This window comes from Chitinophaga sp. RCC_12 (assembly GCF_041360695.1).
Classification (GTDB): domain Bacteria; phylum Bacteroidota; class Bacteroidia; order Chitinophagales; family Chitinophagaceae; genus Chitinophaga.
In genome coordinates this window covers 232,451-257,008 of the sequence record NZ_JBFUPS010000006.1, presented here as the reverse complement: position 1 = coordinate 257,008, position 24,558 = coordinate 232,451, and the positions used below count along the sequence as shown (strand labels likewise).

Sequence of the window (24,558 nt, the reverse complement as noted above, 5' to 3'; positions counted from 1 at the left end):
CTATAGCTTGATGCTGCCGGTATTATCCCAGGTCTATTTCGGTATTATCGCCTATGTTCAGGCTCTGGCTCAATCCGCGGATATTGGCATCGCTGCCTATCAGGGAAGATTTCAATACTACTTCATACAGGTTGCTGAAAGAGCCGATAATAGAATCCTTTACAATAGAGTAGTTGATCACCGTATTATCACCAATGGCCACATTAGGGCCGATAATGGCGTTTTTAATGTTACAGCCTTCCCCTATGCTTACCGGCGGGATGATGATCGTATTTTCATATGGTAATACGGGATTGCTGGCCAGTTTATATTTCTTCAGGAGGATAGCGTTTGTTTCCAGCAGCGTGTCTTTCCGGCCGCAATCGAACCAGTTGGATACTTTGAAGCCGTTGAACTGCACACCGTGCTCAATCATACATTCCAGTGCATCTGTGAGCTGGAACTCATCGTGCGACTTTATCCTGTTGTCGATATTGCTTTGGAGGCAGTCGTACAGCTGATCCGTTTCCTTGATCTTGTAAAGTCCCACCAGTGCGAGGTTCGACTTAGGGATCTGTGGCTTTTCCACTACGCGGGTAATTTTACCCTGTTCATCCAGTTCGGCAACGCCGAAGTTACGCGGGTCGTCTACTTTCTTCAGGCCCAGCATAGAGTAAGGAGAGGCGATCACTTCTTTAAAGTCGCATTCACAGATGGTATCGCCAAGTACAATCAGTATTTCATCATTACCCACTACATCGCGGGTAAGGGATAAAGCATGACCGGTACCTTCGCGGCTGTTTTGCTGCACAAAGTGGCAGGTAAGCTGCGGATACTTCTTTTCTACATAATGCTGGATCTTTTCACCAAGATAGCCTACCACAAAAACAAATTCTGTGATACCCGCATCCACCAACTGATCAATAATGATACTGAGAATGGTTCTGCCGGCTAAAGGTATTAATGCTTTAGGCTGTGTATATGTATGTGGACGAAGCTTGGTGCCTGCCCCTGCCACTGGTATTATTGCCTTCATTTAGTGTTGTAGTTAGGATTAGCTATTGCTGCTCGAATGCGGCGAAATTAACATAAAAAGCGGAAAGCATAAAGCAGAAGCCTTTATGCTTGCAATTGATCCGGCTTTAATTTATTTTTGCACGAAATTTAAGGCAACATGCAAAGAGACCAGCAAATATTTGATTTAATCGGCCAGGAGTTGGAGCGTCAGCGCCACGGCATTGAATTGATCGCATCTGAAAACTTTACCAGCTTACAGGTAATGCAGGCGATGGGACATGTGATGACGAATAAATACGCCGAAGGTTATCCTGGCAGAAGATATTATGCGGGCTGTGAAATTGTGGACCAGAGCGAACAACTGGCGATTGACAGGGCTAAAGAAATATTTGGCGCTGCTTATGTGAACGTACAACCTCACTCAGGGGCACAGGCCAATGCCGCTGTTATGCTGGCTATTCTGCAACCGGGCGATAAAATCCTCGGACTGGATCTGAGCATGGGAGGCCATCTTACCCACGGTTCTTCCGTAAACTACTCCGGAAAGCTCTACCAACCTCATTTCTATGGTGTTAACAAAGAAACAGGCCTGGTAGAATATGATAAAATGGAAGAAATTGCCAATCGCGAAAAGCCCAAACTGATTGTTTGCGGTGCTTCTGCTTACAGCCGCGACTGGGATTACAAACGTATCCGTGAAATAGCTGACCAGGTAGGCGCTTTTGTACTGGCTGATATTGCCCACCCGGCAGGTTTGATTGCCAAAGGCTTACTGAACTCTCCGTTTGCCCATTGCCATTTCGTAACCACCACTACCCATAAAACCCTCCGTGGGCCCCGCGGCGGTATGATCATGATGGGCGCAGATTTCGAAAATCCGTTCGGTCTGAAAACACCAAAAGGCGAAACCCGCCTGATGAGTTCTCTCATTGATACCGCTGTATTCCCTGGTATCCAGGGCGGTCCGCTGGAACATGTAATTGCCGCTAAAGCTGTTTCCTTCTTCGAGATACTGTCTGACGAGTACACGGTATACGCCAACCAGATCCTGAAAAATGCGCAGTCCATGGCGAAAAGCTTTGTAGGCAAAGGATACGAAATCATTTCCGGTGGTACCGACAATCACCTGATGCTGATTGACCTCCGTAATAAAAATATCTCCGGTAAAAAAGCAGAACAAACACTGGTAAAAGCCGATATCACCGTCAATAAAAACATGGTGCCTTTCGACGATAAATCTGCCTTTGTTACTTCCGGCATCCGTATCGGCGTTCCCGCTATCACCACCCGTGGTATGAACGAAGGCCATATGGGCCAGATCGTTGACTGGATCGATGCCTTGCTGCTGGACGCAGACAATGAAGCGCTGATCCTCAAAGTTAGAGGCGAAGTGAATACGTTTATGCAGCAGTTCCCGCTGTATCCCGAGTTGTAGGCGGATTTTGTCTTGGCTCAGGATTACGCTGATTTTACTGATTAGCTGGATTTTTACTTTTTTGATTTTTTTTTGATTTTGAGATTTAATAATAAAGGGAGATAAAAGCGAATATCCGCTTCTATCTCCCTTTATCTTTTATAATCAAAAAGTAAAAATCCAGGTAATCAGTAAAATCAGCGTAATCCTGAGCCAAGACAATTTCCGCTTCGCCGAAGGCGAAAGCGCCCCGCAAAAAAAATCGCTGCATTTATTTTGATTTCCGGAATATACCCTTATCTTTATAGTGTACTAGTTAAGTAGTGCACTAAACCACAAGATATGATTAACATCCAATCCCTGACATTCAGCTACCGGAAAAACAAGCCCCTGTTTGAAAACTTACAGCTACGGCTGGAAGCAGGACATATTTATGGTTTGCTTGGAAAAAACGGTGCGGGCAAATCCACGCTCCTCAAACAAATGGCCGGCTTACTGTTCCCCGACAGCGGCACCTGTGAGGTGATGGGCTATTCATCTGCCAAAAGACAACCCGCCTTCCTCCGGGAGATATTCCTGGTGCCGGAAGAATTCTATCTCCCAAAAGTAAGTGTGAAAAGATATGTCAACACCTACGCCCCTTTTTATCCCAACTTCGATGAGGCCGCGTTTTACAACTATCTCAAGGAATTTGAAATTCCAAAAGACCAGCAGTTGACGGAAATGTCGTACGGACAAAAGAAAAAAGTACTGATCAGTTTCGCCCTGGCCACCAACACCAAAGTGTTGATCATGGACGAACCCACCAATGGCCTGGATATCCCCTCCAAAAGCCAGTTCCGTAAAGTAATTGCCGCCGCAGTGAGCGACGAAAAATGCATTGTGATTTCCACACACCAGGTACGCGACCTGGATAATCTCATCGACAGCATCGTGATCATTGATGATCACAAAATTATTTTCCGGGAAGATGTACAAACGGTAACAGACAAATTGAGCTTCAAAACCGTGAGCAGGATCGAGGAAACCACCGGTGTCCTCTTCGCGGACAGCAACCTGCGCGGACATACCATCATTACCCGCAACGCAGGCCAGGAACAAAGTAAAATAGATATGGAGCTGCTGTTCAATGCGATCCTCACCAATCATAAACCCATCCAGGAAATATTCAACTGATCCACACATGCAACCAAACAACGTATTTAATGTTCGTCGTATGCAGCTATACCTGCAAAAACATTTTACCGATCATTACCGCTTTTATGGAATGGGCATGCTTGCCATATTCGGGCTGATGACCGGCATGGCGCTTTTAATGGTACTGGTAGCCCGCCAACCCTTCCACCGCATAAACGAGATGGTTCCCTTCTATTATATCGGTTTATTCTTTGGCGGCCTGTTATTCACCAGCAGGGCTTTTAATGAGCTGGGTAGCAAGGAAAAAGGAGTAGACTTCTTAATGTTGCCGGCCTCCCAGTTTGAGAAATTCATTACCCTGTTTCTCATCAGCAGTATAGGCTATTTTTTGTTTTATCATATCAGCAGCTACCTGAGTTTTAAAATTATTGAAAGCACACAGTTAGCTGCCCTCAATCAAAAAATAGAAAGAAACTACGACTTCCTGGACAACCCGAAAGAAAAGGTATACATCTATTACAGCTATATTGTACTGCAGGCGGCATTTTTACTGGGTGCCACCTACTTCCATAAGTACAGTTTTATTAAAACAGTGTTATCCATTTTTGCAGCCGGATTCGGATTGTGGCTTGTTAACTGCATCATCGTTACCCTGATTTTCGGATTTGGACATGACTTCTGGAAAAGATCGGTACCATTCCTGCTGGTCTCGAGTTTGGAAGGCGGGCCCACCTCATGGCACACTACACAATACCTGATCCCGGAATGGCTGCAAAACACTTACCTGTTTATGATAAAATTTGTGATAGCCCCTGTACTCTGGACCATTGCTTATTTCCGGTTGAAGGATCAAGAAATTTAAAAACTTAGCGAAATGGAATTCAAAGATACACAGGCAATATACATACAGATCGCGGATTATATCTGCGAACAGATATTGCTTACTAAATGGCAGCCGGAAGAACGTATTCCTTCTGTAAGGGAACTGGCGGTTTCGCTGGAAGTAAATCCCAATACAGTGATGCGCACCTGCGAGCTCCTGCAGCAACAGGAAATTATTCAGAATAAAAGAGGGATCGGCTATTTTATCAGCGGAGATGCGGTGAAGAAAATAAAGCAATTCAAAAAAGACACTTTTATCCGGAACGAATTGCCAAGTTTCTTCCGCAGTATGTACCTGCTCGATCTCGACCTCGATGAACTGAAACCTCATTTTGAGAAATTCAAAAAATCAAATTTCAACTAACATGAAAATCAGCCATAAATTACTATTAGGTTTTTCAGGGGTACTGGTGTTACTCATGCTGTTTTCTGCCATTATACTAAAAGCCAATTACAATAAAGGCATCACCAATACAGAGAACTACCAGCCACAAAAGGATCCGGATTATGCAAAAATGACCGTACCTGCTTTCAAAGCGCTGGTACTGAAGAACACTACTGCAAATGGCGAAGCTACTATCTATGTGCGTGAATCGCCGGAATACAGTCTCGAATTCTATAAGAACGCTACTTATGATATGTCGGGCGACACACTTTACGTAGCGATCAGCAAGGCGCGTGACATCACCTTGTATGCTCCTGCTATCGGCTATATCGACAACAAAAGCGATTACAGCCTGACAGTTTCAGATATTAAATCACCAAAGCTGGAAATCAATGCAGGTAAAAGTCTGCGGACTTTTGTGATCAATACAAAAATTAATTCTTTTGCCTTTACGGGAGGAGAAAACAATACGCTGGAAATAAATGAAAATAATATACTGGACTCTGTGAAAGTAACGATGGCTAAACATGGCTCACTGTATTTTTATGCACCGTATCAGTCGGGGGAATTCAGCGTGGATAGTTTAGAGGACCTGAATATAACCGGCAGGTCCTTACAAAGTTTAAAACGGATTAACTAAAGATTTAGCAATAAATTCTATCAATGCATAAACCGGTTTTTCAGCCGGTTTAAAATTACATAACAAGTTTTTGTGTTAAAAATGAACGTCCCGATTTCTATCGGGACGTTGCTGTTATATCTTTTTAAAGTTGTTATATCTCTTTAAAACTGCGTAGCCAGGTAGGCCATCGTTCCGATACCTATCTCTATTGCATGTTCATCTACATCAAAAGTGGGTGTATGTACACCGGAAGTAATACCACGGGCTGTATTGCCGGTACCCAGCCGGAAAAAGCACGCAGGTACCACCTGCGAATAAAAGGCAAAATCTTCCGCACCCATCCTGATTTCTGTATCACCCACTGCTTCAGCGCCCAGGTAATCCGTAGCAAAGCCACGGGCCTTCGTGGTCACTTCTTCATTATTATATAAAGTAGGGTAACCTACCAATATTTCGATATCAATTCCGGCGCCCATCGCTTCAGCAATACCGGTGGCCTGTTTGCGTATCAGCTCATGCGCTTTGAAACGCCAGGTTTCATCCATAGCCCTGAAAGTACCCATCAGCTTTACTTCGCTGGGAATCACATTGGTAGTAAATCCGCCATTGAAAGCACAGATTGATAATACAGAGGGGGAGAAAGGATTGTTGTTACGGGAGATAACCTGCTGTAAGCTTACCACCAGTTGAGATGCTACCAGGATGGTATCTACCGTAAGATGTGGCTGCGCGGCATGGCCGCCTTTTCCTTTGATGGTTATATAAATTTCGTCTGCGCTGGCCATATACTTACCGGCATGAAATCCAAGCTTACCGGCTTCCATGGAAGGATGCACATGCAATCCGAGGATGGCGTCGGGCCGGGGATTTTCAAGAGCGCCTTCTTCAATCATAATGCTGGCGCCGCCGGGATGTTTCTCTTCACCCGGCTGAAACAGCACCTTAATGGTGCCTTCAAACTCCTCTTTTAAATCATTCAATATTTTGGTAGCGCCCAGTACCACCGACGTATGTACATCATGTCCGCAGGCATGCATTACACCCACGTTGGTGGATTTGTAAGGCACATCGTTGGCTTCAGTGATGGGCAATGCATCTATATCAGCACGCAGCGCGATGGTTTTGGAGGCAGGGTTCTTTCCTTCTATCAGCGCGATGATGCCGGTGCCGGCAATACCTGCCTTAAAAGGAACACCGAACGCGGTTAACTGCTGTTGTATATAAGCAGTGGTTTCAAATTCCTGGAAAGACAATTCGGGGTGGGAATGCAGATGCCTCCTGATGGCAGTAAATTCAGGGGCATATGCTTTTGCCAGCTCTTTAATACGGTTCTTCATTCGATAGTTCTTTATCCAGTGACACGTTAATAATGGCGGGTACTACAAATACACCACCTGCAAACAGGTCGGATAATTTGTCCCGTAATTCAGATGCTTCCTCACGGGTTTTAAAATCGCCTACGCGCACTTTAAAATACGGGGCCTGGTAATCGAGATAGGTGCGGTAGTCACCAAAAAGCTGCATTACTTTTGCTTTGGCTTCATTGGCATCACCGCGTTTGTTGGTAGAAATTACCTGTACCCGGAAACCGGACTGGTTGCGGATGGCCAGGGTGTTAATGTAGATCTGTTTTTTAATCAGCGCGTCCAAACGACTATCTTTCACCACTCTCACATTTCCGTTGCCGGCGGTTGCATTGTCCTGCGCCATGGCCACACCACTCCCCAACAGACAGCACACCAGGATGAATAACTTTTGCATGAATACGGTATAATTAACTATGAATAATCGTTACTGGGCTTCCTTGCCTTCTTTTACTATGTTCACACTGGCACTGGCCCCGATCCGGGTAGCGCCGGCATCTATCAGCTCTTTCGCAAAAGCAAAGGTACGAATACCTCCGGAAGCTTTTATTTGTATGTTAGCCGGCAAATTAGCCCGCATCAGCTTTACTGCCTCTACGGTAGCACCTCTTTCTGCATATCCTGTAGACGTTTTCATGAAATCCACGCCATACTTCGCATACAGCTGGCAGCACTGCACAATTTCTTCTTCCAATAATATGCCACTTTCAATGATGATCTTAATGACTTTATTCTTTTCCCGCACCAGGTACATGATATTGGCGATCTCTTTTTCCAGGTATTCCCAGTCTTTGTTTTTGATAGCAGAGATATTGATCACCACATCCAGTTCATCGGCGCCGTCTACAATAGCCAGTACTGTTTCGGCTACTTTGGCTTCAATAGCGGAATAACCGAAAGGGAAGCCAATCACCGTGGCTATTTTGGTATTGGTAGCGCCCAGGAATTGTTTGGCGAGCTTCACATATAACGGGGGCACACAGGCCGCTGCAAAATCGTACTCCACACACTGCATGCACAACTGTTTAACGTCTTCCAGCGTGGTGGTGGGCTTCAATACGGTATGGTCTATATAGCGGTTAATCTCCATCATTCATTTACTTGATTACAAGGCGAAATTAATGCAAAACGGATTACGTTGCCGTAATCCGTTCTGATATCATTTCCAGGCAGGTGCGCTTAGGCGTTCTTACCGTGGCATTGTTTGTATTTTTTACCGCTACCACATGGGCAAAGATCATTGCGACCTATTTGTGGACCCTGGTGGCGGATAGGCTCTGCTTTTACTTCTTCGGCCGTTTGAATTTCAGGGGCGCTGTTCTGGTGACTGCCGTTTTCCGCCAGTTCCTCATGAGAAGCACGCATGCGGCTCATATCGGTTTTTTCTTCCCGGCCTTCGCGGATTTCCGGAGCTGCTTCCTGTTCCTGGTTGCTTACGGGGATACCGCATTTGGTCAGGAAGGAAACGATATCGCGGCTGGTTTCACCATCCATCGCCTTGAACAGGTTGAATGCTTCAAATTTGTAGATCAGCAAAGGATCCTTCTGTTCGTATACGGCACTCTGTACGGATTGTTTCAGGTCATCCATTGCACGCAGGTGCTCTTTCCACGACTCATCAATCAAAGCCAGGGTGATGCTGCGTTCCAGGGCGTTCATGGTTTCATGTCCCTTTGTTTCCACTACCTTTTGCAGGTTGGCCAGTACGTTGATACCTTTTTTACCATCTGTAAACGGTATAGAGATATTTTCGATCTGGTGGCCCTGTTCCTGGTAGATACGTTCTATTACCGGTAAGGTATTGCTGATAAGATCATTTACCTTACGTGTATAGTTATCTTTTCCTTCGAAATACAGCTTGTTGGCCAGGTTAGGAATATCCGTCTTGGCCAGTTCTTCACTGGTGATTTTTGTATCGATGGAGAAGTTCATGATCGCATCCATCTTGAATGCTTCATAATCTCCGCTGGCTTTGTGGGTAGACACCATGTTTTCCGCTACATCGTAGAAAGCGTTATCGATGTCTATTGCCAGTCGTTCGCCAAACAGGGCGTGATTACGTTTTGCGTAGATCACCGTACGCTGTTTATTCATTACATCATCATACTCCAGCAAACGCTTACGGATACCGAAGTTATTTTCTTCTACTTTCTTCTGCGCTCTTTCAATGGAACGTGTGATCATGCTGTGCTGGATCACTTCTCCTTCTTTATAGCCCATACGGTCCATCAGGCCGGCAATACGTTCTGAACCGAACATACGCATCAGGTCATCTTCCAGGGAAACGAAGAATTGTGAAGTTCCCGGATCACCCTGACGACCGGCACGACCACGCAGCTGGCGGTCAACACGACGGCTTTCATGTCTTTCTGTACCAATGATGGCTAACCCGCCGGCTTCTTTCACGCCAGGTCCGAGCTTGATATCCGTACCACGACCCGCCATGTTGGTGGCGATGGTCACTGCTCCGGGCAAACCTGCTTCCGCAACGATTTGCGCTTCACGGGCGTGTTGCTTCGCATTCAGTACATTATGCGGCACTTTTTCGAAGGTGAGCATTTTGCTCAGCAATTCAGACACTTCCACAGAGGTAGTACCTACCAGTACGGGGCGTCCTTTTGTCTGCAGCTGCTTGATTTCTTCGATAACCGCTTTGTATTTGTCTCTCTTTGTTTTGTATACAAGATCTTCCGCATCTACACGGGAAATAGGGACGTTGGTAGGAATAGTTACCACATCCAGTTTGTAGATCTCCCAGAGCTCACCGGCTTCTGTGGATGCTGTACCGGTCATACCGGCCAGCTTATGATACATACGGAAGAAGTTCTGCAGGGTGATGGTGGCAAATGTTTGGGTGGCAGCTTCCACTTTTACATTTTCCTTTGCTTCAATTGCCTGGTGCAATCCATCTGAGTAACGGCGTCCATCAAGGATACGGCCGGTTTGCTCATCTACGATCTTTACCTTACCATCCATTACCACGTACTCCACATCTTTATCAAATAAAGTGTAGGCTTTCAGCAGCTGCTGCACGGAGTGGATACGGTCTGATTTAGCGGCGAAGTCCTGCAGCAATACATCTTTACGCTGCAGTTTTTCTTCTGGTGTCAGCGGCAGCTTTTCAATTTCGGCCAGTTCAGTTCCCACATCCGGGAGGATAAAGAAGTTAGCATCTTCTCCGCCCTGGGTGATCAGGTGAATACCTTTATCAGTGAGATCTACACTGTTTTGTTTTTCTTCGATAGCGAAGAAAAGGCCTTCATCTACTTTTGGCATTTCGCGTTGCTGATCTGCCAGGTAGTAGTTTTCAGCTTTTTGTAATAATACCCTGTTACCAGGTTCGCTGAGATATTTGATCAGTGCACTGCTCTTTGGCAAGCCTCTCCAGGCGCGCATCAGGGCCAGTCCACCGGTTTTAGGATCATCTTTACCTTCTGCAATCAGTTTCTTTGCTTCCTGCAGATATTGATTGGTTGCTTTCTTCTGCATTTCCACCAGGTATTCGATACGTGGTTTTAATGCATGGAATTCCTGCTCTTCACCGCGGGGGATAGGGCCGGAAATGATCAGCGGAGTACGGGCATCATCTACCAGTACGCTATCCACCTCATCCACCATGGCATAATGGTGTTTGCGTTGTACCATTTCATCCGGGTTGTGTACCATGTTATCACGGAGGTAGTCAAAGCCGAATTCATTGTTGGTGCCATACGTAATGTCCGCCAGGTAAGCGTTACGGCGGTCTGGTGTATTGGGTTGATGTTTATCGATACAGTCTACGGTAATATCGAGGAATTCGAAAAGAGGCCCGTTCCACTCAGAGTCACGACGCGCCAGGTAATCATTCACCGTTACGATATGTACGCCTTGTCCTGCCAGTGCATTGAGATAGGCAGGGAGTGTAGATACGAGGGTTTTACCTTCACCTGTTGCCATTTCGGCAATTTTACCCTGGTGCAGTACAGTACCACCAATCAACTGCACATCATAATGTACCATGTTCCAGGTAACCATGCTGCCGGCTGCGCTCCAGCTGTTTTTCCAGATGGCTTTATCGCCTTCAATGGTCACATAATCCTTTCTCACAGCGAGCTGACGATCCAGGTTAGTAGCGGTAGCAGTCAGTGTGGTGTTATTGGTAAAGCGGCGGGCTGTTTCTTTTACTACTGCAAAAGCGGCGGGCAGTAATTCTTTCAGTACTACTTCCAGTTGCTTGTCACGGTCTTTTTTAAGAATATCTATTTCCTGGTATATCGTGTCCTTTACAGTTACATCTTCCTCTTCATCTGCGCTGGCTTGTTTTTCCGCTATTTCTTTATCGATAGTGGCAAGATGTTCAGCGATACGTGCGCGGAATTCCTGTGTTTTATGGCGGAGGTCATCGATAGGCAGGGACTGTAGTTTTTCGTACTCCTCATTAATCTGCTGCACCACCGGAGAGATGGATTTAATATCCCTTTCTGATTTATTCCCTCCAAATAGCTTTGATAAAAAACCTAACATGTTAAATGTTTAATTACGAATTACGATTTCTATTTATTGTAACCTGATCCCATCCAGGCAGCGTGTATCAGTTGATAGATTTCTGCTTCACCAGCCTGTGGCACAAAGGCTGCGGGCTTCGTCAGTTGGATAGACGGCATCCAGATTACTCAAATATTGTGCTTGTTAAAGACGAACTGTCAAGGTGTCAGTTTTACAGCCCGCCCCGGCAAGGCCTGTAAAAGTAGGAATAAATTCGGTGATTCAAGGGGGATTTTGAAGGGATTTTCCATTTTACCATCATCAATTAACATATCTTTCATATCAGCGGCAAAAGTTACTGGTATAGCCACTCCGGCGGATACCCTGTATTCTTTTTTACTAACCAGTCCTGGCCATTTTTAGGGACAGTAAACCTCATACCAAGCCAATTTCCGGAAGTAATACAACAAACCACAGCCGGCAATGCTATGGGAAATGACTTCATAGGATATAGGACTGTCGCAGGAAAGCAGCCAACCAGCCAGCTGCCGGTTTATTTGTTTACAGCGCGGCGCCCAAATTGGCAGTATTGCTGCCGGGAGGCCTCAGGCTCATACCTGCCAAAATACCAGTACACTGCGTGGTGCATAGATATCCGTGACTGTAAGCTAAGATCCGGCAGGATGCTTCGCAACGCATTAAGTCCTGGCTTTCTACCCGGATGTTCCCGTTATATCTTTCGCCAACGCCTGTACGAAATTGCGACTGAAGCCACTGGTAGCGTTACTGTAGTACTATCTCCGGGCGTTCCGGCACTTTCCCGGCAAACCGCTTATCATAAAATACGACCAGCCAAACAGGGGGATCTGCGACCAGCTCCCCGCTGGGATTGCTGGTCAGCGCCAGAAAAGAAAATTTTCAAAAAAAATGCCTGTCGTCCATATAAAAAGATGGAAATATGAAAATACTTTTTATAAATTTAAAGGTTTAATAGCCGTTTTAACTTATTTACACAAATATCCACGTTTATGGCAAATGCAATTCAGCCGCAAAAATTGTTCGTAGCAAGCTGTATGGCGCTACTGGTAACATCATTATCCTTTGGCATCCGTGCCGGAATATTAAGCCGCTTAGGCGTTGAGTTCCACCTGGATACCAAACAATTGAGCATCATTGCGGGAACTGCTTTCTGGGGATTCCCGCTGGCAGTGATTATAGGAGGATTCATTGTAGATGCCATAGGCATGAAACGGTTACTGCTGGCAGCTTTTATCCTGCACCTGCTGGGTATTGTGCTAACGGTATTTGCGAACGGCTTCTGGTCGCTGTTCATCTCCACCCTGTTTATCGGGATGGCCAACGGTACCGTGGAAGCGGCGTGTAATCCGCTCGTGGCCACTATTTTCCCGGACAACAAAACCACCAAACTGAATCACTTTCACCTGTGGTTCCCCGGCGGTATCGTAGTGGGTACCCTTCTGGTATTTTTACTTACCAAAATTGGCCTCAGCTGGCAGCTGCAGGTAGCCACTATGGTGATCCCCACCCTGATCTATGGTTATCTTTTTATGAAGCTTGAGTTTCCTGTTACAGAAAGAGTGGCATCCGGCGTATCTTCTGCGCAGATGTACAAATCTGTATTAAGTCCCCTGTTTATTGTGATGTTTATTCTGATGTTTGGCACCGCCATCACAGAGCTTTTCACCGGACAGTGGATTGAAGTATTACTGAAAAATGTAACCGAAAATTCCATCCTCATACTGGCATTAACTGCAGGTGTACAGGTACTTGGAAGAGGCATCGCCGGCCCTGTGGTACATAAAATTTCTCCTACCGGTGTTTTACTTATTTCTGCGATTTTATCCGCTTTGGGCTTATATTTACTTTCTCATGTATCTGGCAACATGGTATTTGTGGCGGCCTTTATCTTTGGTATGGGCGTTACTTATTTCTGGCCAACCATGCTGGGCTTTATATCAGAAAATATCCCCGAATCAGGTGCACTGGGCATGAACCTGATGGGCGGCGCCGGTATGTTTGCCGTATCTGTATACATGTATTTTATGGGCGGGTTCTATGATAGTATCATCGTAAAACAACTGCCTGCCGGTGCATCCCTGGATGCTTACCGCTCCGCTGCCCCCGGTTCTGCTGAAGCTACCGCTTTCAGCCAGGCCACCGCAGTAGCCGGTCCGGAAATCATTAACGCCACCCTGGTAATACCCGTTATCCTGATAGTGGCTTTCGCAGGACTTTTCTTTTACATGCGCAGCCGCAAAAAAGTAGAAAAAGCACACGTTCAAATAGTATAAATTATAAAACGATAATTGTAAATATGACACGGAAACTTAGAATGGGAATGATAGGAGGCGGTAAGGATGCCTTCATTGGTGCAATTCACCGTATTGCAGCCAATATGGACGGACTGATTGAGCTGACTGCCGGCGCCCTCAGCATTAATAACGACGTAGCAGTAGAATCAGGTAAAATGTTGTTCCTCGATCCGGAACGCACCTACCTCGATTTTAAAACCATGCTGGAAAATGAAGCGAAAATGCCGGCAGAGAAGCGGCTGGACTTCGTAACCATCGTTACGCCAAACTTCGCCCATTTTGAACCTGCCATGATGGCGCTGGACCTGGGTTTTAACGTAGTTATCGAAAAACCGATCACGTTTTCCCTCGACGAAGCCAAACAATTAAAAGCAAAAGTAGAAGCTACCGGTTTAACGCTTTTACTTACACATACCTACACCGGCTACCCTATGGTAAAACAAGCCAGGCAGATGGTGAAAGACGGCGCACTGGGCAAAATCCGTAAAGTATGGGTGGAATATCCACAAGGATGGCTCAGCAAACTCAGTGAAAGAGAAGGCAACGCACAGGCAGCCTGGAGAACAGATCCAAAAAAATCAGGTAAAAGCGGCTGTATGGGCGACATCGGTACCCACGCAGCGAACCTGGCAGAATATATCACCGGCGCCAAAATTGAAAAATTGTGCGCTGATCTCAACATTATGGTTTCTGGCCGCGCGCTGGACGACGACGGCGCAGTATTGCTCCGCTTCGACAACGGCGCAGCCGGCGTATTAATGGCGTCGCAGGTGGCAGCCGGTGAAGAGAACGCCCTGAAGATCCGTGTATACGGCGAAAAAGGCGGCCTCGAATGGGCACAGCACGAGCCTAATACCCTCCTGGTAAAATGGCTGGATAAACCAACCGAAATTTACCGCGCAGGTGGCGGATACAGTTTCCAGTCGTCCTACATGACACACAACACCCGCACACCGGGTGGCCATCCGGAAGGATACCTGGAAGCATTCGGTAACCTGTACCGCAACTTCGCTCAAACTTTATCTGCAAAGATCGATGGCGTTCAGCCATCTCCGGAATCACTGGATTTCCCGGGTACAGAAGAAGGCGTACGCGGTATGGCATTCATCGATAATGTAGTACGCTCTTCACAAAGCGATGCTAAATGGACTAACTTCGAGATATAGTATTCATCACAGATTGAGCATATGAAAACGATAAAAGGACCTGGTATTTTTCTGGCGCAGTTCATGGGAGAAGAAGCGCCGTTCAATAATCTGAAATCTATCTGTGAATGGGCGGCCTCCATTGGTTTCAAAGGAGTACAGATCCCCACCTGGGAAACGCGCCTGATAGACCTGCAAAAGGCTGCTGAAAGCAAAACCTATGCAGATGAAATCAAGGGCATTGTTAATGCAGCCGGGCTTGAAATCACCGAACTGAGTACACACCTGCAGGGGCAGTTGGTAGCAGTAAATCCTGCTTTTACGGAGATGTTCGACGGCTTTGCGCCTGCGCAATATCACAATAATATCCAGGCTCGTACAGAGTGGGCGGTAAATCAGCTGAAATATGCTGCGAAAGCCAGCCGTAACCTGGGCCTCAATGCCCACGCCACATTCAGCGGCGCCCTGTTATGGGCCCCGGCGATGTACCCGTGGCCACAACGCCCGGCAGGATTGGTGGAAACAGGTTTTGCTGAACTGGCAAAACGCTGGCTCCCGATCCTCAATGAATTTGATGCCAACGGCGTAGACGTTTGCTATGAAATTCACCCGGGAGAGGACCTGCACGATGGTATCACCTTTGAGCGCTTCCTGGAAGCCACCGGTAACCATACCCGCGCCAACCTCCTGTACGATCCGAGCCACCTGTTGCTGCAATGCCTCGATTATCTGGAATATATCGATATTTACCACGAAAGGATCAAAGCCTTTCACGTAAAAGATGCAGAGTTCAACGCCACCGGCCGCTCCGGCGTTTACGGCGGATACCAGGCGTGGATCGATCGTCCGGGCCGTTTCCGCTCTCTGGGCGATGGTCAGGTCGACTTTAAATCCATCTTCAGCAAAATGGCGCAATACGATTTTGCCGGCTGGGCCGTTATGGAGTGGGAATGTTGTATTAAACATCCGGAAGATGGCGCTAAAGAAGGCGCTCCCTTCATCAAGGATCATATTATCCGTGTCACTGAAAAGGCATTTGATGACTTTGCAGGAGGCGGTACAGATGATGCCTTTAATAAAAGAATATTAGGCTTGTAAGCCATCCAATCCACCGATCGTTAGTAAACAATAACCAAATAAAAAAATCAACAAATGAGAAAGAGATATCTGGCGCCGCTCGTATTAAGTGTATTATTCTTTGCAGCTTGCGGAGGTGGTGAGAAAAAAGCAGAAAACGCAGACAGCGTTAGCACTCATGAAAGCCCAGCAGCAGATAATTCAATGGTTTCGCCAAATGCCAACAAACCAGTAAGCAAAGGCGAAACACTGATGGCTGAAAGCGATTGTAAAACATGTCATAAAGAAGAAATGAAAGTGGTAGGACCTGCCCTGAAAGACATTGCAGGCAAGTATCCTAACACACCGGAGAATGTGGAAAAACTGGCCGATAAAGTAATCAAAGGCGGTTCAGGTAACTGGGGCGAAGTAGCCATGTTGCCACACCCACAGATTTCAAAAGAAGATGCCAAAGAAATGGTAAGCTATATCTTATCTATTGGCAAATAATTGATTTATCATAAACTCAATCATCCGGAATGAAAAAATTAATCATGGGTGCACTGATGGTAGCTGCCGTTCTCGGTACCACCGCAGTAAAAGCCCAGAAATTAAATACCCTGTCAGCGAAGGAGAAGAAGCAAGGATGGGTACTCCTGTTCGATGGTACTTCTACCAAAGGCTGGCATACTTACCTGAAATCCACAGCCAGTCCCGCATGGGGCGTAACTGATGGTGCGATTGGCCTGAACCAGGAAGCCAAAAAGAATGGCGCACCCGGCGGAGATCTCGTTACTGACGCAGAATACGAAAACTATGAGCTGAGTTACGAATGGAAAATTTCTCCTGGCGGCAACAGCGGTCTTATCTTCAGCGTTCATGAAGATCCGGCTTTAAGCCAGACTTATCTCTCCGGTCCTGAAATGCAGGTGATTGATGATGCCGGCCATCCCGATGGTAAAAACCCAAAACACAATGCGGGTGAATTATACGATCTCATCAAAGCGGCCACCAGGCCAGCCAAACCGGTTGGTGAATGGAATTCCGCCAAATTAACGAAGAAAGATGGTCACCTGACCCTCTGGCTCAATGGCGTGAAAACTGCAGAAACTACCATGGGCACACCTGAATGGGATGCACTGGTGGCAAAAAGCAAATTCCACGACTGGAAAGAGTTCGGCAAACACGCGAAAGGTCATATCGCCCTGCAGGATCATGGCGATGATGTATGGTACCGTAATATCAAAATAAGAGTTCTTTAATTTCCGATAGCGCAAAGGCATTAAGCAAAAAGCTACTGAAGCGGAGATGGGCGCTCGCTTATCTCAATACTTCAGTAGCTTTTTGCTTTTTGCTTCTCTGAATTTTTTCATTTCCATTCCCACGTAAAATAAGATGAAAGCATTAACCGCGTTTATTACACTCTTGCTCCTCGCCGGCACCATTTCCGTGCAGGCAAAGCATAAACACAAGACCAAAAGGGTGCTCGTGTTCTCAAAAACAAAAGGCTTCCGGCACGATTGCATTCCCGCTTCCAAAATAGCTATTATGCAACTCGGAAAGGAAAATGGCTTTGAAGTAGACACTACTGAAGATGCCAGTGCCTTTACTGCAGACAATCTGAAAAAGTATGCAGCCGTCATTTTCAGCTGCACCACCGGCGACGTGCTCGACGACGCCCAACAGGTGGCTTTTCAGAACTATATCCACAAAGGCGGTGCATGGATGGGTATCCACGCAGCTACAGATACGGAGTACGACTGGCCGTGGTATAACAAACTGGCAGGCGCCTGGTTCCTGAGTCATCCGAGCCAGCAAACAGCTACCCTCAAAGTAGTGGACCACAATCATCCGGCTACAAAAGATTTACCGGACGAATGGATCCGCAAAGACGAATGGTACAATTTCAAAGATCTTAACCCCGACGTACATGTGCTCATCAAAATTGATGAATCCAGCTATACCGGCGGCAAAAATGGTGATAACCATCCTATGTGCTGGTATCACGACTTTGAAGGAGGCCGCGCCTTTTATACTGAAATGGGCCATGTGAAAGAAGCTTACCAGGACCCCGTATATCTGAAACATTTGCTGGGTGGCATTGAATACGCCATCGGCAACTGGAAACCCAAAAAATAATCCGTAATAATGAAACATACTCTCAGAATTTTTTTGCTGCTGGCACTCGTTGTTGTTGGTCTCGCAGCCTGTAAAAAATCACGCCCCGGTAAACCCAGGGTACTGGTATTTACCAAAACCAGCGGCTTCCGTCACAGCTCCATCCCTGTTGGTATTAAAGCCATTCAGAAACTGGGGTTGGAAAACGGATTTGATGTAGACACTACAGAAAACGCCGCTAAATTTAATGAAGATACCCTGGCGCAATATGCCGCCGTTATCTTCCTGAGCACTACCGGTGATGTGCTCAATAACTACCAGGAAGCCGATTTCGAAAGATATATCCAGGCAGGTGGCGGTTATGTAGGCGTACACGCAGCAGCCGACACCGAATACGAATGGGGCTGGTATAACCACCTCGCCGGTGCATGGTTCCAGAGCCATCCTCCGGGCGTTCATAAAGCTATAGTTGATGTAATTGAAAAATCTTTTCCCGCTACAGAAGGACTCCCGGAAAAATGGGAACATACCGACGAGTGGTATAATTATAAAAATGTAGATACCACCACTACTGTATTGCTGAAACTGGACGAAAAGTCATACCAGGGCGGTACTATGGGCGGTAATCACCCTATCAGCTGGTATCACGATTATGATGGCGGCCGTGCTTTTTATACCGGTCTTGGTCATACAGAAGAATCTTATACCGACAGCCTGTTCCTGAAACATCTCGCCGGCGGTATCAAGTATGCCATCGGTAAAAACCAGGTACTTGACTACAGCGCCGCTAAAACGCTGCGTGTACCGGAAGAAGACCGCTTTACCAAAAATGTGCTGGTATCCGGTGAGTTCTTCGAACCAACGGAAATGGCTATACTCCCTAACCTGGATATCCTGGTGGCGCAACGCCGCGGGGAACTGATGCTCTACAATGCAGCAGAAAAGAAACTTTCACAGGTAGGTTTCCTCAAAGTATATCACCACACCGATGTACCAAAGGTAAATGCAGAAGAAGGATTCCTCGGCCTTGCCGCAGATCCCGACTTTAAAAACAATCACTACATCTATGCGATGTATTCGCCGGTAGATACTTCCGTAAACCGTTTGTCCCGTTTCAAATTTGAAAACAACAAACTGGATATGTCTTCTGAAAAAGTAATCCTGCAATTCTACTCCCAGCGCGATATCTGCTGCCATACCGGCGGTTCTATTGCATTCGGGCCAGGCGGACTGCTGTACTTATCCACAGGCGACAACACCACGCCGTTTGACGAACCCGGACAGCAATATGTGAGCAAAGGCTACGGTCCTACAGATGACCGTCCCGGTCACCTGCAGTATGATGACCGCCGCGGTTCTGCGAACACCAACGATCTTCGCGGAAAAATCATCCGTATCAAAGTAGAAGCAGATGGCTCCTATACCATTCCGGACGGTAACCTGTTCCCGAAAGGCACAAAAGGCACACGTCCTGAAATTTATGCAATGGGTACCCGTAACCCTTACCGGATGTCGGTAGACCAGAAAACAGGATATGTATACTGGGGAGAAGTAGGGCCGGATGCCAATAACGACGACTCCCTGCGAGGGCCGAGAGGATATGATGAGGTAAACCAGGCGAAAAAGCCCGGCTTCTTCGGGTACCCGATGTTTATTGCCAACAATAAACCTTACCGTCAATATAATTATGAAACAGGTGAAAGCGGTCCTTATTTTGATCCGCTGAAACCCATCAATGATTCCCGCAACAATACCGGTTTGAGAGAGTTGCCACCGGCTACTCCGGCATTCATCTGGTATCCTTATGCGAAATCAGACGAGTTCCCGATTGTAGGCAGTGGTGGCCGTAACGCAGAAGCAGGCCCCGTTTATCACAGCGAATTTTATCCGAAAGAAACACGTTTCCCGGATTACTATAACGATAAACTGTTTATCTACGACTGGATCCGCGGATGGATAATGGCCGTAACCATGGATAAGAACGGTGACTTCTCCAAAATGGAAAAGTTTATGCCTAACACCAAGCTGAATGCACCCATCGATATGGAAATGGGTCCGGACGGCCGCCTGTATATCCTCGAATATGGTAACGGATGGTTTAGCAAAAATGTGGATGCAGGTCTTTCCCGCATTGATTTCAATGGCGGCAACCGCGCACCTGTAGCTAATATCCATGCTACGCGCACCACCGGCGGCTTACCATTTAAAGTGAAATTAACCGCAGAAGGATCCAAAGATCCTGATGGCGATAAACTCACCTACCTCTGGAATTTCGGCAATGGCACAAAGAAAGAAACCACTGAACCGAGTGTAGAATACACCTACAGCACCGCAGGTGAATATCCTGTATTTGTGGAAGTGGCAGATGATAAAGGCGCCAAAACAAAGAGCAAATCCATTGACCTCTACGCCGGTAATGAAACACCTGACGTAAAGATCAATATCACCGGTAACCAGATGTTCTACTTCCCCGGTAAACCCATCCAGTATGCGGTTAATATCTCCGATAAGGAAGATGGCAATTCTGCAGATGGTAAACTGGACGCCAACAACATTTTTGTAAAGGCGGACTATGTAGAAGGTCGTGACAAAGCAGCACAACCACAGGGACACCAGATCATTACCGGTGCTATTGCCGGTAAAAATATCATGGAAGTATCTGATTGTAAAACCTGCCACAAGCCGGATGAAAAATCTATCGGGCCTTCTTTTAAACAAATAACAGAAAAGTATAAGAACGATCCTGCCGCACCTGAAATGCTCGCTAAAAAGATCATCAACGGCGGTGGCGGCGTATGGGGCGAAACAGCCATGTCTGCACATCCAGGCATCTCTGTGGGTGAAGCAAAACAACTGGTGGAATATATTTATTCCATCGGTGGCAATGCACCTAAGGTACCATCCCTGCCTGTAACCGGCAGCGTCAACCCTACATTGGGCGGTGAACCAAAAGACAACGGCGTGTTGTACCTGTTGGCCAGCTATACCGATAAGGGTGGTCCTGGTATTAAGCCTATCACCGGCACTGCTTCTGCAGAACTGATCAGCCCTAAACTGGCGGCAGCAGATTTCAGCAAAGCAGATGGCATGGCGGTATTCGCTGTGAATGGTACGAAGTTCCTCATCCCTTCCAACACAGCAGGATGGGCCACTTACAACAACCTGGATCTGACGGGTGTAAGCGGCATAGAACTCGCTTACGTGGTACAGGAAACACCGCAATCCGGCTTTATAGTTGAAGCATTCCTGGATGATGCCAACGGCACCCGCCTGGGTGAAGTGACCATTGGTCCGGGTGCACAACCAAAAGTTCCGAACAAGGTTAACTTCAACTTTACCCCGGTAACAGACGGCAAGAAACACAACCTGTATTTCCGCTACAAAGCAATTGATGCGGCGCAAACAGTACAGTTGGGTATCGTGTCATTTACCCTGCATCCATAATACTAGTTTTTTATAAAAAGAAAGGGGAGCTCTGTATAAGAGTTCCCCTTTCTTTTTATAAGACAAATTCACTTATGCACTGCATAATTCCTGATAACAAACTGTTCTTCAAATCCCATGTCCAGGTATATGCCTTTCCCCATTTGTGAGGCCTGCAGCGTGGCATAGCGTGCATTCAGCGCCAGGGATTCATTCAGTACAAACGCCATAATTTCATTAGCAAATCCTTTTCTTCTCGCCTCCGGAATCACGCCCACTCCATGTATACCGGCAATACCATCTTCAAGATGGAGGATAGCAGTACCTACCGGCTGCCCGTTAAGCAAGGCAAGATAATAACGGAGATCGCTATACGTAGCTTCCAGGATTTTCTGATCAATGCTGTATCCGAATGCCTGTGGATAAATTCGCGCCCACAACGCAGCATCTGCAGGGGTGTTAACTGCCCGGAACAACAGCCTGTTCTCATTCCGGAACGGCCGTTCCAGTTTCAACGACATCCCTGCCTGCTCAGAACCCTTTATCCCTCCATGCGCGATAATAATTTCTTCCCCGGTAGCATTCCAATAAGGGATTACCATTTTGCCGGAAGGAATACTATCCAGTGCTGTTACCATTACTTCTTCCGTAATATCTCCGTTAAACCACAGTTTATTGGGCCATTCCAGGCCAGGCACACTGCACCAGCTGAAATCCGGCGTTTCTACACAGGCGTTGAAAGGGGTGCTGGCTATACGCCATACATCAATCAGGTTGTTGATATTTGCTTTAACAATAGCAATCATTTTTGTTATTTATTACCGCCAAGATAGGAATATGGCGGCATAAAAAAGGCTGCTTCCGTAATCGGAAACAGCCAGTTGTCTGATTGGGCACTCTTGTTATTTCTTTGGTTTGGCGCTCATATAAAAAGTGATGGTGCCGCCGTTCATGATATCGGCATGTGTGATATACAAACGGTTCAACGGCGTGCCGTTGAGCAATACCTTTTGTACATACACATTTTTATCGCCCTGATTTTTTACATCCACCACAAAGGTTTTACCGTTTTCCAGCTGCAGCGTTGCCTTATCAATAGCCGGGCTGCCCAGTGAATACTGGTCGGAACCAGGACAAACCGGGTAGAAGCCCAGCGTGGTAAAAATATACCAGGCACTCATCTGTCCGCAGTCATCATTACCGCCAAGACCATCAGGCCCCGGGTGGTACATCTTTTTCAGGATCATGCGTACACGCTCCTGTGTTTTCCACGGATAGCCGGTCCAGTTATACAGGTAGGCCACATGATGCGAAGGCTCGTTGCCATGAACGTAGTTACCGATAATGCCATCGCGGGTGATATCTTCTGTTTCAGCAAAAAATTTATCGGGCAATTCCATGGTAAACAGGGAATCGAGGTGAATGGTAAATTGTTTCTTACCACCCATCATGGCAATCATTTCATCGGGGTAATGAGGCACGTATAAACTATAGTTCCAGGCGTTCCCCTCAATAAAGCCCTGGTCGTGCGTTTGCAGCGCATCAAAGTTAGCTTTAAAGGTACCGTCGTTCAGTTTTGGACGCATGAAACCGGTATTGGAATCGTATACATTCTTATAGTTCAGCGAGCGTTTAATAAATTCTTCATAAAGATCTGTCCGCCCTAATTTCTTAGCTACCTGTGCAATACACCAATCGTCATATGCATACTCCAGGGTTTTGGAAACGGAAGAACCGTTTTTATCCTCTGGTATATAACCCCTGTCGATGTAATATTCCAGTCCGTCGTAAGTGCGGTGGCGCGCCGTCGTTACGCATGCATCCAGTGCTTTGTTTACATCAAACGGAGCGTTGCCTTTCATGACGGCGTCAGCAATAACGGACACGCTGTGATAGCCGATCATGCACCAGTTTTCATTGGCATAATGCGACCAGATAGGCAGCATGTGTTGTGCGCTTTGTTCATAGTGATTCAGCATCGACTGGATCATGTCAGCATTCCGTTTCGGCTGGATCATATTAAACAGCGGGTGCAATGCACGGTAGGTATCCCAGAGTGAAAAGGTTGTATAGTTCGTATATCCGTTTGCGGTATGAATGTTCATATCCAGTCCGCGGTATTGCCCATCCACATCCATGTAAGTAGTAGGATTGATGAAGGCATGGTACATGGCGGTATAGAAGTTTTCTTTCTCTTCCCGGCTTTTTGATTCAATATGAATTTTATTCAGCTCTTTGGTCCACAGTGCTTGTCCATCGCGTTTTACCTGGTCGAAATCCCAACCCGGAATTTCCGCGCGCAGGTTTTTCAATGCGCCTTCGGTGCTTACCGGTGATAAAGCAAATTTAATTTTGATCTTTTCACCCGGTGTTGTTTTAAAGTCGAAATAGGCGCGGATCTGTTTTCCTGCCATTTCCGGGAAATTCTTCGACTGGTCAAACTTTCTCCAGAAGCCTTTGTACACATCTTTGGCATAATTCTGATGCCCGTACTGAACAAAGGGTTTCGAGAAGGTCATGGCAAAGTATTCTATTCTCGTACGTGCCCAACCGTTAGTTTGGCGGAACCCGGTGATCAGGGTATCATTTTCTACCCGGATAAAGGTCCACACGTTTTTATTGTCGTAGTTGTAAATGCCGGACATCATATCCAGGATGATATGCGCCTGGCCGGTACCGGGAAAAGTATACTGATGAAATCCCACGCGGTTGCTGGCGGTAAATTCTGCGAGGATGTTATCATCTTCCAGTTTTACTTTATAGTAAGCAGGCTCCGCTACTTCCGTGCTATGGGAAAATTTGGATCTGTAGCCACTTTCAGGATGATCTGCCGTACCGGGATTTAATTGCAGTGCGCCCACAGTAGGCATGATGAGGAAATCGCCCAGGTCGGAATGGCCGGTACCGCTGAAGTGGGTATGACTGAAGCCTACAATCGTTTTATCTTCATACTGATAACCCGCGCAATACTTATATACATCGGGGTTATACTTCCCATTCATTTCATAGGGAATGGTATCGGTTTCAGGACTAAGCTGCACCATACCAAAAGGCACGGTAGCGCCCGGATAGGTGTGCCCCATCCGCTGTGTGCCGGTAATCGGCTTCACATATTGTATTACATTCTCCTGTGCCATTGCGCACAGGGATGGAAAGATAAGTAAAGGTAAAAGTAGTTTCCTCATAGCGGTTGATTTTAGCGGAGGTTGTCTTATGCAG

Annotated in this window: 19 protein-coding genes; 12 read left to right on the top strand and 7 right to left on the bottom strand. The window is 46.6% G+C overall.

What is annotated here, in order from left to right; translation table 11 throughout:
- Window positions 1-22: 22 nt before the first annotated feature.
- The gene (locus tag AB6805_RS19370) at window positions 23-1,015 is read right to left on the bottom strand and encodes a sugar phosphate nucleotidyltransferase (protein WP_370911097.1); all 993 of its coding nucleotides are present in this window, start codon (window positions 1,013-1,015) and stop codon (window positions 23-25) included.
- 138 nt (window positions 1,016-1,153) lie between these two features.
- Here AB6805_RS19370 and glyA point away from each other — a divergent pair, with 138 nt between their 5' ends.
- The 5 genes from glyA (at window position 1,154) to AB6805_RS19345 (ending at window position 5,454) form a co-directional block, all read left to right on the top strand.
- Window positions 1,154-2,431, top strand: coding sequence for a serine hydroxymethyltransferase (glyA, locus tag AB6805_RS19365; RefSeq protein WP_370911096.1), 1,278 nt, complete (start codon window positions 1,154-1,156; stop codon window positions 2,429-2,431).
- Window positions 2,432-2,752: 321 nt separating this feature from the next.
- Complete coding sequence (locus tag AB6805_RS19360; RefSeq protein ID WP_370911095.1) at window positions 2,753-3,586, top strand: ATP-binding cassette domain-containing protein; 834 nt, start codon at window positions 2,753-2,755, stop codon at window positions 3,584-3,586.
- A gap of 7 nt (window positions 3,587-3,593) precedes the next feature.
- Entirely contained in the window at window positions 3,594-4,409 is an 816-nt protein-coding gene (locus AB6805_RS19355; protein WP_370911094.1) for a hypothetical protein, read from the top strand.
- A gap of 12 nt (window positions 4,410-4,421) precedes the next feature.
- Complete coding sequence (locus AB6805_RS19350) at window positions 4,422-4,793, top strand: GntR family transcriptional regulator (protein WP_079469656.1); 372 nt, start codon at window positions 4,422-4,424, stop codon at window positions 4,791-4,793.
- Between the two features lies 1 nt (window position 4,794).
- Entirely contained in the window at window positions 4,795-5,454 is a 660-nt protein-coding gene (locus AB6805_RS19345) for a hypothetical protein (RefSeq protein ID WP_370911093.1), read from the top strand.
- A gap of 143 nt (window positions 5,455-5,597) precedes the next feature.
- Here AB6805_RS19345 and AB6805_RS19340 read toward each other — a convergent pair whose 3' ends face one another.
- The 4 genes from AB6805_RS19340 to secA all read right to left on the bottom strand — a co-directional run bounded on the left by AB6805_RS19340 (window position 5,598) and on the right by secA (window position 11,303).
- Window positions 5,598-6,773 (bottom strand): M20 family metallopeptidase, encoded by a 1,176-nt coding sequence (locus AB6805_RS19340; RefSeq protein WP_370911092.1) that lies wholly within the window; start codon window positions 6,771-6,773, stop codon window positions 5,598-5,600.
- Complete coding sequence (locus tag AB6805_RS19335) at window positions 6,757-7,197, bottom strand: SPOR domain-containing protein (RefSeq protein ID WP_370911091.1); 441 nt, start codon at window positions 7,195-7,197, stop codon at window positions 6,757-6,759. The genes AB6805_RS19340 and AB6805_RS19335 overlap by 17 nt, the downstream gene beginning before the upstream one ends.
- Window positions 7,198-7,227: 30 nt before the next feature.
- Window positions 7,228-7,893 carry a deoxyribose-phosphate aldolase gene (gene deoC, locus AB6805_RS19330; RefSeq protein WP_370911090.1) on the bottom strand — a complete coding sequence of 222 codons (666 nt, stop codon included), beginning with the start codon at window positions 7,891-7,893 and terminating at the stop codon, window positions 7,228-7,230.
- A gap of 86 nt (window positions 7,894-7,979) precedes the next feature.
- Window positions 7,980-11,303, bottom strand: a complete 3,324-nt coding sequence (gene secA / locus AB6805_RS19325) for a preprotein translocase subunit SecA (RefSeq protein WP_370911089.1) — start codon at window positions 11,301-11,303, stop codon at window positions 7,980-7,982.
- A 989-nt stretch (window positions 11,304-12,292) separates the two neighbouring features.
- Here secA and AB6805_RS19320 point away from each other — a divergent pair.
- The 7 genes from AB6805_RS19320 (at window position 12,293) to AB6805_RS19290 (ending at window position 21,360) form a co-directional block, all read left to right on the top strand.
- Entirely contained in the window at window positions 12,293-13,576 is a 1,284-nt protein-coding gene (locus tag AB6805_RS19320) for a sugar MFS transporter (protein WP_370911088.1), read from the top strand.
- Window positions 13,577-13,599: 23 nt separating this feature from the next.
- On the top strand, window positions 13,600-14,763 hold the full coding sequence (locus tag AB6805_RS19315; RefSeq protein WP_370911087.1) for a Gfo/Idh/MocA family protein: 1,164 nt from the start codon (window positions 13,600-13,602) through the stop codon (window positions 14,761-14,763).
- Window positions 14,764-14,784: 21 nt separating this feature from the next.
- On the top strand, window positions 14,785-15,840 hold the full coding sequence (locus AB6805_RS19310; RefSeq protein ID WP_370911086.1) for a sugar phosphate isomerase/epimerase family protein: 1,056 nt from the start codon (window positions 14,785-14,787) through the stop codon (window positions 15,838-15,840).
- Between the two features lie 54 nt (window positions 15,841-15,894).
- Entirely contained in the window at window positions 15,895-16,308 is a 414-nt protein-coding gene (locus AB6805_RS19305) for a c-type cytochrome (RefSeq protein ID WP_370911085.1), read from the top strand.
- Between the two features lie 29 nt (window positions 16,309-16,337).
- Window positions 16,338-17,060: a DUF1080 domain-containing protein gene (locus AB6805_RS19300; RefSeq protein ID WP_370911084.1), complete on the top strand. Its 723-nt coding sequence runs from the start codon at window positions 16,338-16,340 to the stop codon at window positions 17,058-17,060.
- A 133-nt stretch (window positions 17,061-17,193) separates the two neighbouring features.
- Complete coding sequence (locus tag AB6805_RS19295) at window positions 17,194-17,937, top strand: ThuA domain-containing protein (protein WP_370911083.1); 744 nt, start codon at window positions 17,194-17,196, stop codon at window positions 17,935-17,937.
- A gap of 9 nt (window positions 17,938-17,946) precedes the next feature.
- A complete protein-coding gene (locus AB6805_RS19290; RefSeq protein ID WP_370911082.1) occupies window positions 17,947-21,360 on the top strand; it encodes a ThuA domain-containing protein in 3,414 nt (1,137 codons plus the stop codon).
- Window positions 21,361-21,428: 68 nt separating this feature from the next.
- Here AB6805_RS19290 and AB6805_RS19285 read toward each other — a convergent pair whose 3' ends face one another.
- Both AB6805_RS19285 and AB6805_RS19280 read right to left on the bottom strand, forming a co-directional pair.
- Window positions 21,429-22,145 carry a GNAT family N-acetyltransferase gene (locus tag AB6805_RS19285; protein WP_370911081.1) on the bottom strand — a complete coding sequence of 239 codons (717 nt, stop codon included), beginning with the start codon at window positions 22,143-22,145 and terminating at the stop codon, window positions 21,429-21,431.
- 96 nt (window positions 22,146-22,241) lie between these two features.
- On the bottom strand, window positions 22,242-24,524 hold the full coding sequence (locus AB6805_RS19280; RefSeq protein WP_370911080.1) for a GH92 family glycosyl hydrolase: 2,283 nt from the start codon (window positions 24,522-24,524) through the stop codon (window positions 22,242-22,244).
- Between the last annotated feature and the right edge of the window lie 34 nt (window positions 24,525-24,558).

Coding starts and splice junctions, on each gene's coding strand:
- deoC (WP_370911090.1), bottom strand. CDS start 7,893: ATGATGGAGATTAACCGCTATATAGACCATACCGTATTGAAGCCCACC.
- AB6805_RS19290 (WP_370911082.1), top strand. CDS start 17,947: ATGAAACATACTCTCAGAATTTTTTTGCTGCTGGCACTCGTTGTTGTT.
- AB6805_RS19310 (WP_370911086.1), top strand. CDS start 14,785: ATGAAAACGATAAAAGGACCTGGTATTTTTCTGGCGCAGTTCATGGGA.
- AB6805_RS19285 (WP_370911081.1), bottom strand. CDS start 22,145: ATGATTGCTATTGTTAAAGCAAATATCAACAACCTGATTGATGTATGG.
- secA (WP_370911089.1), bottom strand. CDS start 11,303: ATGTTAGGTTTTTTATCAAAGCTATTTGGAGGGAATAAATCAGAAAGG.
- AB6805_RS19355 (WP_370911094.1), top strand. CDS start 3,594: ATGCAACCAAACAACGTATTTAATGTTCGTCGTATGCAGCTATACCTG.
- AB6805_RS19340 (WP_370911092.1), bottom strand. CDS start 6,773: ATGAAGAACCGTATTAAAGAGCTGGCAAAAGCATATGCCCCTGAATTT.
- glyA (WP_370911096.1), top strand. CDS start 1,154: ATGCAAAGAGACCAGCAAATATTTGATTTAATCGGCCAGGAGTTGGAG.
- AB6805_RS19345 (WP_370911093.1), top strand. CDS start 4,795: ATGAAAATCAGCCATAAATTACTATTAGGTTTTTCAGGGGTACTGGTG.
- AB6805_RS19320 (WP_370911088.1), top strand. CDS start 12,293: ATGGCAAATGCAATTCAGCCGCAAAAATTGTTCGTAGCAAGCTGTATG.
- AB6805_RS19280 (WP_370911080.1), bottom strand. CDS start 24,524: ATGAGGAAACTACTTTTACCTTTACTTATCTTTCCATCCCTGTGCGCA.
- AB6805_RS19335 (WP_370911091.1), bottom strand. CDS start 7,197: ATGCAAAAGTTATTCATCCTGGTGTGCTGTCTGTTGGGGAGTGGTGTG.
- AB6805_RS19295 (WP_370911083.1), top strand. CDS start 17,194: ATGAAAGCATTAACCGCGTTTATTACACTCTTGCTCCTCGCCGGCACC.
- AB6805_RS19350 (WP_079469656.1), top strand. CDS start 4,422: ATGGAATTCAAAGATACACAGGCAATATACATACAGATCGCGGATTAT.
- AB6805_RS19360 (WP_370911095.1), top strand. CDS start 2,753: ATGATTAACATCCAATCCCTGACATTCAGCTACCGGAAAAACAAGCCC.
- AB6805_RS19370 (WP_370911097.1), bottom strand. CDS start 1,015: ATGAAGGCAATAATACCAGTGGCAGGGGCAGGCACCAAGCTTCGTCCA.
- AB6805_RS19300 (WP_370911084.1), top strand. CDS start 16,338: ATGAAAAAATTAATCATGGGTGCACTGATGGTAGCTGCCGTTCTCGGT.
- AB6805_RS19305 (WP_370911085.1), top strand. CDS start 15,895: ATGAGAAAGAGATATCTGGCGCCGCTCGTATTAAGTGTATTATTCTTT.
- AB6805_RS19315 (WP_370911087.1), top strand. CDS start 13,600: ATGACACGGAAACTTAGAATGGGAATGATAGGAGGCGGTAAGGATGCC.